The 13,038-nt window shown below is 61.0% G+C and carries 11 protein-coding genes and 1 riboswitch; of the genes, 5 read left to right on the forward strand and 6 right to left on the reverse strand.

Features of this window, described 5'->3' with window-relative positions:
- Nucleotides 1-192: 192 nt before the first annotated feature.
- On the forward strand, nt 193-1,932 hold the full coding sequence (locus tag ACQY8Q_RS10520; protein WP_428426533.1) for a peptidoglycan D,D-transpeptidase FtsI family protein: 1,740 nt from the start codon (nt 193-195) through the stop codon (nt 1,930-1,932).
- 275 nt (nt 1,933-2,207) lie between these two features.
- On the opposite strand, the gene ACQY8Q_RS10525 is transcribed toward ACQY8Q_RS10520, so the two are convergent.
- The 5 genes from ACQY8Q_RS10525 to thiB form a co-directional block, all read right to left on the reverse strand.
- The gene (locus ACQY8Q_RS10525) at nt 2,208-2,540 is read right to left on the reverse strand and encodes a hypothetical protein (RefSeq protein WP_428426534.1); all 333 of its coding nucleotides are present in this window, start codon (nt 2,538-2,540) and stop codon (nt 2,208-2,210) included.
- Nucleotides 2,541-2,552: 12 nt separating this feature from the next.
- Nucleotides 2,553-4,064, reverse strand: coding sequence for a M48 family metalloprotease (locus tag ACQY8Q_RS10530; protein WP_428426535.1), 1,512 nt, complete (start codon nt 4,062-4,064; stop codon nt 2,553-2,555).
- Between the two features lie 283 nt (nt 4,065-4,347).
- Nucleotides 4,348-5,070, reverse strand: coding sequence for an ATP-binding cassette domain-containing protein (locus ACQY8Q_RS10535; protein WP_428426536.1), 723 nt, complete (start codon nt 5,068-5,070; stop codon nt 4,348-4,350).
- The gene (gene thiP / locus ACQY8Q_RS10540; RefSeq protein WP_428426537.1) at nt 5,057-6,700 is read right to left on the reverse strand and encodes a thiamine/thiamine pyrophosphate ABC transporter permease ThiP; all 1,644 of its coding nucleotides are present in this window, start codon (nt 6,698-6,700) and stop codon (nt 5,057-5,059) included. The genes ACQY8Q_RS10535 and thiP overlap by 14 nt, the downstream gene beginning before the upstream one ends.
- 184 nt (nt 6,701-6,884) lie before the next feature.
- Entirely contained in the window at nt 6,885-7,895 is a 1,011-nt protein-coding gene (thiB, locus tag ACQY8Q_RS10545) for a thiamine ABC transporter substrate binding subunit (RefSeq protein WP_428426538.1), read from the reverse strand.
- Between the two features lie 40 nt (nt 7,896-7,935).
- Nucleotides 7,936-8,056, reverse strand: a riboswitch (TPP riboswitch).
- Nucleotides 8,057-8,210: 154 nt separating this feature from the next.
- Between thiB and ACQY8Q_RS10550 the strand changes: the two genes are divergently transcribed.
- The gene (locus tag ACQY8Q_RS10550; protein ID WP_428426539.1) at nt 8,211-8,546 is read left to right on the forward strand and encodes a hypothetical protein; all 336 of its coding nucleotides are present in this window, start codon (nt 8,211-8,213) and stop codon (nt 8,544-8,546) included.
- 18 nt (nt 8,547-8,564) lie between these two features.
- Here the strand turns inward: ACQY8Q_RS10550 and ACQY8Q_RS10555 are convergent, their stop codons facing one another.
- Nucleotides 8,565-10,067 (reverse strand): MDR family MFS transporter, encoded by a 1,503-nt coding sequence (locus ACQY8Q_RS10555; RefSeq protein WP_428426540.1) that lies wholly within the window; start codon nt 10,065-10,067, stop codon nt 8,565-8,567.
- A 119-nt stretch (nt 10,068-10,186) separates the two neighbouring features.
- Between ACQY8Q_RS10555 and ACQY8Q_RS10560 the strand changes: the two genes are divergently transcribed.
- From ACQY8Q_RS10560 to mtaB, 3 genes are all read left to right on the forward strand, one after another.
- Nucleotides 10,187-10,711: a MarR family winged helix-turn-helix transcriptional regulator gene (locus tag ACQY8Q_RS10560; RefSeq protein ID WP_428426541.1), complete on the forward strand. Its 525-nt coding sequence runs from the start codon at nt 10,187-10,189 to the stop codon at nt 10,709-10,711.
- A 144-nt stretch (nt 10,712-10,855) separates the two neighbouring features.
- Nucleotides 10,856-11,767: a diaminopimelate epimerase gene (gene dapF, locus ACQY8Q_RS10565; protein WP_428426542.1), complete on the forward strand. Its 912-nt coding sequence runs from the start codon at nt 10,856-10,858 to the stop codon at nt 11,765-11,767.
- Entirely contained in the window at nt 11,764-13,038 is a 1,275-nt protein-coding gene (mtaB, locus tag ACQY8Q_RS10570) for a tRNA (N(6)-L-threonylcarbamoyladenosine(37)-C(2))-methylthiotransferase MtaB (RefSeq protein WP_428426543.1), read from the forward strand. Before dapF ends, mtaB begins: the two co-directional genes overlap by 4 nt.

A 13,038-nucleotide genomic window follows, 5' to 3' on the forward strand; every position in this document is an offset into this window, starting at 1 on the left:
TGAAAGCAAAAGTTAATGAAGATTCAAGTAATACTCTCAACTTTAAGTGTATATTAATCCAATTTTAATCATACACGACCCTCCACCCACTCTCCCGTTGGCTTCCCCTCCAACTGCGTGCAATTTGCCATCTTGGTGACCGGAAAAGCTTGTTCAGGGCGCGCTCTCCGGCGTACGGAGGGGCCGTTCGGAATGATTGCTTTTGTCATGCGGCTCCGCAGCCGAACACATTTCAGCACCTGCAAGAACAGAGCCTTCATTGGCACCGCGCAACGCAGAATGGACGCCAGGCAGCGGCTCGGTGTTATCATCGCCGGGTTTGCCATTGTCTTTCTTGTGACCCTTGGCCGCCTTGTCCAGTATGGGCTTTCCGATCCCATCGCACTTGCATCGATCAACGACATCACTGGCGCAATCGCCTCCCGGCCGGATATCATCGATCGCAACGGACAACTGCTGGCAACGGATCTTCGAACCATGTCGCTCTATGCCGAGCCGCGCAGGATCGTCGATGCCGATGAGGCGGTCGAAAAACTCGCGACCGTCATTCCCAACCTCGACTGGAGCGACACTCACAAGAAACTGCAATCCGGCTCTGCGTTTCAGTGGCTGCGGCGGCAGCTGACGCCGCGCCAGCAGTCGGATATTCTGGCGCTCGGCATACCCGGCATCGGCTTTCGGCCGGAGAAACGGCGCTTCTATCCCGGCGGCCCCACCGCATCGCATATTCTCGGCCATGTGAACGTCGACAATCAGGGCCTTGCCGGCATGGAGCGGTATATTGACCAGCAGGGGCTGGCTGATCTGCGCGCCGCCGGCTTGACCGCCGATGTGCCGCTGGAGCCCGTCAAGCTGTCGATCGACCTTCGTGTTCAGCATATCGTCCGCGAGGTCGCCGCACGGGCAATGACGGACTATCAGGCGGAAGCCGCAGGCGCGGTGGTTCTGGACATGGAAACTGGCGAGGTTCTCGCCATGGCCTCGGTGCCTGACTACGACCCCAATCAGCCATCCCGCACACTGCCGGACGGCAGCGTCGACAAGGAATATGAAAAGGGCTGGTTCAACCGTATCAGCAACGCCACGTTCGAGATGGGGTCGACATTCAAGAGCTTTACCCTCGCCATGGGTTTCGACGCCGGAAAGATCAACCTCAATTCGGTTGTCGACGCCTCCCGCCCGATCCGCATGGGCGGGTTCACGATCAAGGATTTCAAAGGCAAGAACCGGCCTCTCTCCATAATCGAGGTGTTCCAATATTCATCGAACATCGGCACCGCAGCAGTCGCAGACATGGTCGGCATCGAAGGGCACCAGGAATTCCTGACCCGGTTGGGGCTATTGTCCAAAATGGAAACCGAAATGCCGGGCGTGGCGACACCAACGCAGCCGAGAGCCTGGAAGAAAATCAATTCGGTGACTATCTCCTTCGGCCACGGGGTCGCGACCACGCCGTTGCAGACCGCAGTCGCCGCCGCATCGCTCATCAATGGTGGAAATCTGATCCCGCCGACGTTTCTTCCCCGGTCGCGCGACGAGGCACAATCGATCGCCCGCACTGTCGTGGCGGAAAAGACCAGCGCCGATATGCGCTACCTGTTTGACTGGAATGGAATGAAGGGCTCCGGACGCAATGCCCAGGTCGCCGGTTTCAATGTCGGCGGCAAGACTGGAACGGCCGACAAGGTCATCAACGGCCGATATGCCAGCGATATCAACTTCAACGCCTTTGTCGCAGCCTTCCCGATGGACAAGCCGAGATACATTGTTCTCACGATTGTCGATGCGCCCCGGACCGGCGTGAATGGCGGCCGCACGGCAGGATCCACCGCAGCCCCAATGATCAAGGAGATCATCAGCCGCGCCGGCGCCTTGCTCGGCGTCCAGCCGCGTTTCGGGGAAGATGGGGCCTTAACGCTTGCCGACTACTGACGAACGGCAGATCGCCGCAGCCTACTCCGAAATGATCTTCACCTTGTCGCCCGGCCTCACCGTTGAGGTGATCTGCTGACTTTGATCAGGCGGAAGAGATCGATCCGGGCCGAGAGCGTTGCCAGCGTATGGCTCGCCGAACGTCGTGACGGCAGGCGAATGCCGAGGGTTGCGCCGAGAGCAGAGACAAACGCGCTGGAGATACCACCTCATTGAAATGAGACACATAGCCTGCATCTGATTTCACTCGTGTAAATGAAATCGCCTAAGCCCCGCTAAATTTCATAATCTTTGCGAAACAAAATCCGATCCCCCCAATAGCTTATAACGGCCGGCGAAGAGAGAATTATTTCGTACCAATACCAATCTGCGAGAAATACATTTGTCCCAAACGTCATTCCCGAAAGTAAAAAGACGCCGTTGTATTCCATCTTGACGTCAACTCCCCAGCGAAGGGTTTCGTCTCCCATGAGGGCATACACGGAACCTTGATCATCTTCATCTATGAAAATTGCATAATTCCCTGCAGGTGATGAAAAGGAAATCGTGCGCTTTCCAAAACTGGCGAACTCATCATCGCCAATACGCTTCCAACTCGAGACGTCCAAGACGTTCGCCTCCTACTCCGAAATGATCTTCACCTTGTCGCCCGGCTTCACCGTCGAGGTCACCTGCATCGCATTGATCAGGCGGAACAGATCGAGCTTGCGGTCAGTGCCCATCATCCGGGCCGAGAGCGTAGCCAGTGTATCGCCCGGCTTGGCGGTGACGACGCGGACACGCAACGGCTTGAGAGCAGCGGCCTCCTGCGGCGTCATGCGGCGGAACGAGGAGCGCAGCACATCGGCGGTCGGTTCCAGGCTCGGCGCGCCCTTCGGCACAGCGGTCAGGAAGCGGTAGATCTGCGTGTCGATGCGGATCACGGTCACATCGAAATCCCAGCGCTCGGCTGATGCGCGGGCCGTTGCGGCCTCGAGCCCGTTGATCGTCACGGCATGGATCGTGTCCGGCTGCAGGCCGGTGACCCAGCCGCTGCCGATATAGTCGGTCAGGCTGCGCTTCTGGGCATCGGCGACGCCGTCGAAGCGGATCGCGGTCTCGTTCGGCCCGGTCGCAAGCACTGCCTCGGCCTTGTTGTCGATCTGGAAACCGTTGGGCACATCGAAGCGGATGCCGAGTTTGCCATGCAGGAACGTCTGGCCACGGACATAGCCCTCCTGCGGGCTGTCACCATAGAGCAGACCGTCGATACCGGCCAGATAATAGTCACGGCCACGATCGCCGACGGACCCTTCCGCGCCGAATGCGCGGGCATGGCGGCGGGCGAGATCGACGCGCTGCGGCGCGCTCGGATGGCTCGACAGGAAGTCCAGGCTCTGGTCGCTGTCGGGATCGACCGAGGAGAAACGGCTATAGGCCGCCATCGAATCGAGGAAGCGCGCTGCCGCATAGGGGTCATAGCCGGCTTCGCCGAGCATGCGCACGCCGATGACGTCGGCCTGCAATTCCTGATTGCGCGAGAACGCCGCCAGGCGCAGCTTGCCACGTGCCAGGGCCTGCTTGCCGGCAATATCGCTCGACAGCACCTCTGACACGACGCGGCTGGCGATGACCTCTGCCTCTTCGCGCTGCTGCCGCTCGATGCCGTGGTTGGCGGTGACGTGCGCCATTTCATGGGAGAGCACGGCTGCCACTTCCGAGGCATCGTTGGCCAGCGCCAGCAGGCCGCGTGTCACATAGAGATAGCCGCCCGGCAGCGCAAAGGCGTTGATGGCGGGCGAATTGAGAATGGTGATGCGATAGGACTGGTTCGGATTTTCCGAAACCGCCGTCAGCGCGCCGGTGATGCGGGCGACCAGCCGTTCGGTCTTTTCGTCCTGATATTCGCCGCCATAGCTTGCAACGATACGCGGATGTTCGCGGGCACCGACCTGGGCGCGCGGGTCATTCTTCTGGACTTCCTCGACGATCTGCGGATTGGACGACGGCGAGACCTTGGGCTCGTAGGTCTGCTCGATCACCGACTGACAGCTGGACAGAAACAGACTGACAGCCAGCGCCGCGACAGCACGCACGGACACGCCGGAGCCTGTTCGTGAAACCCGCCTCTGCGTGCCTGTCGTCGTGCTCATCGCCTCAGCTCATTTCCAGTCTTCAGGCCAGCCGTGTAAACCATTCCGGTGATAACACGCGTGCAAATTCAGTATTCTTTACAGCCGTATAAATAGGTCAGACAGAGTTTACGGCAATGACCTGCTGTAGCCTATTCGCGCCATGCGTGCCTAGCTTATACCGATAGAAATAGTTGCCCCGTGATATCCCGGCAACGCATACGAGAACGCACGCCACCGGACAGCAAAAGCGCCGTCGCATAGGCTGTCGTTCAAATTGTGGCAAAAGCATCGCAGGCGATCCTCACCGGCCGAGAAACCGGGCGACAGCCGGAAGATCGGTATGCTCAAGAAACTGCGCCGTTGGCTTGTGCAGGAGAATGCGGCCCTCGTCGAGAAAGAGCACGCTGTCGGCCAGCGTCCGGACATCGTCGGGATGATGAGTGATGATCAGGATCGTATTGCCTTCCTGGCAGTGCAGATCGAGAATGAGGCTGCTCATGCCGGCGCGCAGGCCCGGATCGAGCGCGGCAAACGGCTCGTCGAGCAAAAGGACCGGCTTGCGGCGCACCAGCGCCCGGGCGAGCGCCACCCGCTGGCGTTCGCCACCGGACAAGGTCGGCGGCAGGCGCTTGCCAAAACCCTCCAGCCCGACGCGCAACAGCGCGCTATCGATTTTCGCCTTCTCCGGAACGCCCAGCTTCAACGCCGGATCGATACCGAGACCGATATTGGTAGCGACGTCGAGATGCGCAAACAGATTGTGCTCCTGAAAGATCACCGAGACCGGCCGCTCGGCGGGATCGCGCCCGGCAACATCGGCCCCGAGAATCTCGACCGTGCCCGCATCCGGCGTCTCGAACCCGGCAATCACATTGAGCAGCGTTGATTTGCCGGAGCCGGATGCGCCGGTCACAGCGACGATCTGCCCCTTACCGATGGCGCAATCGAAATGCAGTTGGGTCTGGCCGAACTGCACGTGCACACCACTGAGGCGAACCGCAATATCCGTTTCAGGCGGTGACATCTTTACTCCTTGTATCATCGGTCCGTGTCTGCGGCGTACCGGCGATCGTCAGCACCAGGCAGACAAGGCCGAGAAACAGCGCCAGCCCCGCCGCATCTGTCGAACGGTAACCGGCCATGCGGCTGTAGAGCAGCCAGGGCAGCGTCACCATATCCTGCGAACCGAACAGCGCCACGGCACCGAGATCGCCAAGCGACAACGCACAGGCAAAAGACAGCGCCATCAGCAACGGCCTGCGCAACCCCGGCCAGTCGATCAGCCGCCAACGATGCCAGCTGCTGAGACCGAGGCTCACCGCAAGCCTCGCCGTGCGGGCGGTATGGGTGGCTATTGCGGGTTCCAGCACGCGGTAGACGAAAGGCAGCGCCATCAGCGTATTGATCAGGATCACCAGCAGCGGCGCAAAACGGGCGACATCGCCGAGCGGCCGCAACAACAGAAACCAGCCTGCCCCCAGAACGACCGGCGGGACCAACAGCACCAGCGACGAACTGGCAAAGATGCCCGCCGCCAGCCCGCGCTGAACCATCGCAGGCCGCCTTGGCGAAAGCGCTGCCTGCCGCGCGCGGATCATCACGGAGGCAGAGAAAACACAAAGCAGCCCCGAAACCAGCGCGATAACGACACTGGTAAGCAAGGCCCGCTGCACCATCGGATCGAAGGCAAGCTTGACGAGATCGGCGCGAAGGCCGGAGGACACAACGGAGCCGAGCGGCAGGGCCAAGAACAGAACCGCGAGCGAAATCACCAATCCGTCTCCTGCCCGGCCAAACCGGCTGCGGCCATCGAACCGGCGCACCCTGCGCCCACCGCCATGGCCGTCGTCTGCCGTGGGCGTCAGCAGCCGGGTCGCAATCAGCAGCGCTGCTGTCACCGAAATCTGCAGCAGCGACAGCGCGATGGCCCGCGGCGGATCGAAATCGAAACGCAGCGCCTGATAGATCGCCACCTCGATCGTGCTGGCCGCCGGCCCGCCACCGAGCGTCAGGACCAGGGTAAAACTGGTGGCGCAGAGCATGAAGATCAGCCCGGCGATCCCCGGCAGAAGCCCCCGGATCGCCGGCCATTCGATAAAGCGGAAAAACGAAACCGGCCGCATGCCGAGATTGGCCCCGACCAGCCAGTATTCGCCGGGAATACGCTCCAGCCCGCCCAGCATCAGCCGTGCGGCCAACGGCATGTTGAAGAAAACATGAGCGACAAGAATGCCCGACAGGCCATAGATACTAACCGGCTGGTCGAGGCCGATGGCCACCAGCGCGGTATTCAGCATCCCCTGCCGCCCCCAGATGCCAATCAGCCCGAGCGCCGCGACCAGCGCCGGCAGCCCGAGCGGCAACGCCATCAACCGGATGATCCAAACTCGGCCGGGAAAGGCAGCCTGCCGCGCCAGCGCCCGGGCAACGGGGATGGCAAAGGCGATGGAAAGAGCTGTCGAAAGCGACGCCTGCAGCAGGGTGAAACGGGCAACCCGCCAGACATAGGCATCAAACACCACGCCGTCATTGGCAGAGCCCGGCTCGTCGAAGGCAAGAAGAGCAGCAGCCGCCAGACAGACGAACAGCACAATGCCGCCAAGGCAAAGCGCCCCGGCGGTCAGCGTCAGACGACGTTCCATGCGGTTGATCATGATGCCCTTGTCTCGTTTACGGGCGTCGCCCCGTCCCCTCTTCTCCCCAGCGGGGAGAAGGTGGCCCGCAGGGCCGGATGAGGGGCCAAACACTCAGACTGTGCCGAACCGCCCCCTCATCGCCTCGCAGTCGCTCGGCACTTCTCCCCGCCGGGGAGGAGAGGAAACAATCGTCCCAGCCCGATCAGTTCTTGCTCATCGCAGCCAGCCACTCGTCGATCCAGGCCTTACGATTGGCGGCAACCTCGTCCGATGACATCAGAAACGTCTTTTCCGGCGTCACCAGCTTGCCGAAAGCCTCCGGCAACGGTTCCTTGGTAGCCGCAACCGGCATCATCCAGTTGGTGGTCGGGATGATCGACTGGAACTCAGGCCCGGTGACGAAGGACAGAAACTCCTTGGCGAGCGCCGGATCCTTGGCAGCCTTGGTCATCCCAGCCACTTCGATCTGGATATAATGGCCTTCGGAGAAGGACGCCGCCTGATAACGGTCGGTATTTTCGGCGACCATGTGATAGGCCGGCGAGGTCGTGTAGGACAAAACCATCGGCGCTTCGCCCTTGGTGAACAGGCCGTAGGCTTCCGACCAACCGGGGGTGACGGTCAGCACGCGATCCTTGAGTTTTGCCCAGGCGGCAGGCGCTTCATCGCCATAGACCGACTTCATCCAGAGCAGCAGCCCGAGCCCCGGCGTCGATGTGCGCGGGTCCTCGATGACGATCTTCTGTTTCGGGTCACCCTCGACCAGCTCCTTCAGGCTCTTCGGCGGTTCCTTCATCACCTGCGTGTCATAGATCACGGCAAAATGGCCGTAGTCATAGGGAACGAACGTATCATCGGTAAAACCGCCGGGAACCTTGACGGCCGAGGTATCGACGCCGTGCGGCGCAAAGAAACCGGTCGCCTTGGCTTCAGAGACGAGATTGGTATCGAGGCCAAGCACGATGTCGGCCTTGGAAGACGCGCCCTCGAGCTTCAGCCGGGTCAGAAGTTCGACCCCATCGGCGACGCTGACATAGGAGACCTTGCAGGCGCAGGTCTTTTCAAACGCTTCCGCGACCTTGGCGCCGGGGCCCCATTCGCTGGTAAAGCTCTCGTAAGTATAGACCGTCAGCACCTTGTCTTCAGCCGAGGCGGAAAACGCGATGGTGAATGCAGCAACTGCCGCGAAAAATGGAATGATTGCCTTGCGCATCCGCGCCTCCTTATAAATCCAAAAATTGGGAATAGGGCGCTGGAATGTGCCGTCTAATCCCTCCGCCGGTACAAACCGGATCAGGTTCTTCGGGTTGGCTTTTCAAAAGCCTCTCAGCCAAACGTTCCAAAAAAGAACGCCCGGCACCCCGTTAGAGCAGGAGGAGGTTTAGACCTGAGGGAAATACTTGGCAAGGGGGCAAGAGGACGTGGGGATGCCGCCCTATCGCCGCGCCCGATTGACCTAAAGCGGACATAATTCCATGACATCGGGCCAATTGATTGAGCAATTTGAATTTATATTGGAGATACCCCGATGACTGAGAGCTGCCGCATCCTTACGCCCACCGAACAGAAAATCAGCGACATCATGGAACAATCCGAGCAAGCAATGATGGCGGCCATTTACAAAGCTGTTGAGGATGCCACCCGGCAGACTGCCGAAGAGCTGCATTCAATCGGCGCGCAGGCCGAGCCCCCACCATATGGCTACTTTGCTGCCACCGCACACCAGCAACTCTTTCTGTCGCTATGCGGCGCCAACCCTGAAACGTTTGAGGGCGGAGATCCCGAAGTCGCCGCCCAGATCATCAACAACAATCAAAACATATCCGACCACTACTGGAGCAAGAAGGCTGAAGTGCCGGCCTGAAGGTAACGGCCTGCCCCTTCACGCCGCCGGCTTCTGTGGCAACCGCACCGCCTTCAGGCTGATGGCTGCCGTCAGCGCGATCAGCGAGATGCCGCCGGCCGTCAGAAACAGCGGCAGGAAGGCGGCCGTATAACTCTGCGCCACCAGCTGGCGCGTTGCTTCCGGCAGGGTCGACAGCACCAGTGGCGTTAGCTTTTCGATATCGGCAATGCCCGGGATCGCGGTGGTGCCGCGTGCGAGGCCTGCCGCGATGATGGCGCCGTAGATCGAAATGGCGATCGAGGCGCCGCCCATGCGTGACAAGGTGACCGCGCCGGTGGCCGCGCCGACATCGCCGCGCGAGGCGATATTCTGCACGGCGACGATCGGCACCTGCTGACCAAAACCGATGCCGATGCCATGCAGCGCCATGATCGCGCAAATAACAAAGAGCGGCGTACCCGGCTGGATCTGCGTGAAGATAAACAGGGCCAGAACCGTCAGGCTGGCGCTGACGATCGCAAACGGCTTGTAGCGGCCCGAGCGTGAAATCAGCCGTCCCGCCGTCAGCGCGCCGCAGACGATGCCGCCGGTCAACATGATGAACAGCAGCCCGGCGAGCGACGGCGTCAGCCCCGTCGTCGTCTGCAGATACAGTGCGAAATAGTTGACCATGCCGATGCCGACAGCACCGCTCGCCAGCGAAATCACCAGCATAAGACTGAAAGTCGGATTGCGAAACAGCGTCAAAGGCACGATCGGCTCCGGCGCGCGGCGCTCGACAAACACCCATGCCGTGGCGCAAACAGCGCCAAGCACGACAATCGCCAAGCTGCCGAGCGAAAACAGCGAGCCGAACAGTTCGGCACCATCGCCCAGAAGCACGACGCAGGTCACAGTGGCGGCGAGAAGCAGCGCCCCGGCATAATCGATCGTCGGGCGGCGCGTCGGACGGCGGAACGGCAGAAAGACGAACAGACCGATCAGTACCGCGATGCCGATCGGGATATTGATGAGAAAGATCGAGCGCCAGCCGAAATGATCGCTCATCGCGCCGCCGATGACAGGGCCGACAGCGCCGGATGCCATCAGCACAAGACTGGAATAGCTCTGGTATCGCGCCCGTTCGCGCGGTTCGAACAGGTCGGCAGTGATCGAAAAGATCGATACCATGATGCCGCCGCCGCCAAGGCCCTGCAGCACGCGGGCCGCAATCAGCGTGTTCATCGACACCGCCAGCCCACAGGCGATCGACCCCATTGTGAAGATCGTCACCGCCGTAATCATCACATATTTGCGGCCGAACAGATCGCCGAGCTTGCCGTAGAGCGGCATGACGGCGCAGGTGGCAAGCAGATAGGCCGAACCGATCCAGCCGAAACGCTCCATCTGACCAAACTCGCCAACAATCGTCGGCAACGCGGTGGCAACGATCTGGTTATCCAGCGTCGCCATGAACAAGGCCGTCATCAGGAAAAGGAAAAGCGTAAGGCGGAGCGCCGGGTTTGAAACCAGCGGCGCCGGGGTGACCTGCATATCCATGGGGAATTCCAATTGCGTTGGCCAATTTATGTGCCATTAGCATATAATTGTCAACAGCATATTTATGCCGATGGCATATTCATGCTTTATGGAACGCGCCCGTTTTGCTAGGATAAGCCATGGATCACGCACATTTACCCTTGGAAGACATCGCTGAAACCGGAGAGCCGGAGAACCACCGCGCCTTGATCAGCAATTCGATGGGCCGCTGGCGGACGATGATCGGTCGGCGGGTGCTCGCACGTCTGGCGATCAGCAGTGTCGCTCCCAGCCTGGAAATCACCCATCTCGACGTCCTCGATGCCGTCCGCCGCGCCGCGCCGGGGGGCGAAGTGACCGTCGGCACCATTGCCGAGATGATGCGCATCGACCCGTCGCGCGCCAGCCGCATCGTCGGCGAGATGGTGACGCGCGGTGCCCTGCGCCGCGAGGCTTCGCAGGCCGATGCCCGCCGAATTATCGTTGTCATGACCGAGCTTGGCCAGCAGTTGATGACCAAGATCCAGGCGGTCAAGCGTGACGTCATCGAAAGCGTGCTGACTGAGTGGCCGGAAGAAGACGTCGCCGCCTTCTCCCACCTCTTCGACAGGTTCGTCACCTCGTTCGAACAGGTCTGCACCACCCGCGACAAGGATACAGGTTGAGCTGCGGCCTCACTTCTCCTCGGGAAGCGGCAAGATCCCGGGAAAGAAGCCCAACCCCTCCCTCACGCGGAGGACCATCGCCCCACTGGTAATTTCAACCCATTTCCGCCATATACAGCCCAACAAACGATGGAACTAGACGTCATGAACACAACGGTCGAATTCGCGAGAATGAACGGGCTTGGCAACAAGATCCTGGTCGTCGATATGCGCGGCCGCACGGACAAGGTGACGCCGCAAGCCGCAATTGCGCTGAATGCGCATCCGGACACCCAATTCGACCAGATCATGGCCATCCACGATCCGAGGGCCGAAGGCACCGATGCCTGGATCGACATCCTCAATTCCGACGGCTCGAAGGCGCAGGCCTGCGGCAACGGCACCCGCTGTGTCGTCCAGGCACTGGCGGCCGAGACCGGCAAGAAGGTGTTCACCTTCCAGACCGTCGCCGGCATCCTGAATGCGCAGGAACATGCGGATGGAACGATCTCCGTCGATATGGGTACACCCGTGTTCGAATGGGACAAGATCCCGCTCTCTGAAGAATTCTACGATACAAGCCGCATCGAGTTGCAGATCGGTCCGATCGACGACCCGATCCTGCACTCGCCCTCCGTCATGTCCATGGGCAATCCGCATGCGATCTTCTGGGTCAACCGCGACGTCATGTCATTCGATCTCGAACGTTTCGGCCCGCTCTTGGAAAACCACCCGATGTTTCCCGAGCGCGCCAATATCACGCTGGCTCAGGTCACCTCGCCCTCGTCGCTGACCACCCGTACCTGGGAACGCGGCGCCGGCCTGACGCTCGCCTGCGGTTCCGCCGCCTGTTCCGCCGCCGTCTCGGCTGCCCGCACCGGCCGCACCGGCCGCAACGTGGCGATCAAGGTCGCCAGCGCCACCCCGCCAGGCATTCTCGCCATCGAATGGCGCGAAAGCGACGATCATGTCGTCATGACCGGCCCTGCCGAATGGGAATGGTCCGGAACCGTCGATCCCACCACTGGCCTCTGGTCACGCGAGGACGAACCGCAGACGGAAAGCGCTGCGCTTTGAGTGGCGTCGATGTCATAACCTTCGGCTGCCGGCTCAATACTTACGAATCCGAAGTGATGCGGGCGCAGGCCGAGAAGGCCGGGCTGAACAACGCCATCCTCGTCAACACCTGCGCCGTCACCGGCGAGGCCGTGCGCCAGGCCCGCCAGGCGATCCGCCGCGCCCGGCGCGAAAACCCGCATGCCCGCATCATCGTCACCGGCTGTGCCGCCCAGACCGAAACGCAGACCTTTGCCGCAATGCCCGAGGTCGATGCCGTGCTTGGCAACGAGGAAAAGCTGAAAAGCGCCTTCTACCGGTCGCTGCCGGATTTTGGCGTCTCGGCGGAAGAAAAGCTGCGTGTCAACGACATCATGAGCGTGCGCGAAACGGCGCCGCAGATGGTCAAGCTGATCGAGGGCCATGTGCGCGCCTTCATCCAGGTGCAGAACGGCTGCGACCACCGCTGCACCTTCTGCATCATCCCTTATGGCCGCGGCAATTCCCGCTCGGTGCCGATGGGCGCTGTCGTCGATCAGGCGCGTAAACTGACTGACAGCGGTTACCGCGAGATCGTACTGACCGGTGTCGATGCAACCAGCTATGGCAGCGATCTGCCGGGAGCCCCGACGCTTGGCCTGCTGGCAAAAACGCTTCTGAAACAGGTTCCCGAAATCCTGCGCCTGCGCCTTTCCTCGATCGACAGCATCGAAGCCGACAGCCATCTGATGGATCTGATCGCCGATGAGCCACGCTTCATGCCGCATCTGCACCTGTCGCTGCAGCATGGCGACGACATGATTTTGAAGCGGATGAAACGCCGTCATTCCCGCGCAGACGCCCTGGCATTCATTGCGGATGTACGCCGCCTGCGGCCGGAAACCAGTTTTGGCGCCGACATGATCGCCGGTTTCCCGACCGAGACAGAAGAGATGTTTGCCAATGCGATTGGGTTGACCGAAGAGGCCAATATCGCCCATCTGCATGTCTTCCCCTATTCGCCGCGTGAGGGAACGCCCGCCGCCCGCATGCCGCAACTCGACCGGGCGCTGGTCAAGGAACGGGCCGCCCGGCTGCGCGCCACTGGACTTGCGCTCCATCAGGCCCATCTTGACAGCATGATCGGAACGCAGCAAAGCCTGCTCGTCGAGAACAACGGCTTGGCGCATACGGAAAATTTCACGCTTGTCGCCGTCCCCGGCCTCACCCCGCGCGCTATCGTGCAGGCTGAGATCACCGGTCACAACGGCAAGTATCTCGACATGCAACTGACGGCTGCCAACGCGGCCTGA

This window comes from Pararhizobium sp., from assembly GCF_965279435.1.
GTDB lineage: Bacteria > Pseudomonadota > Alphaproteobacteria > Rhizobiales > Rhizobiaceae > Pararhizobium.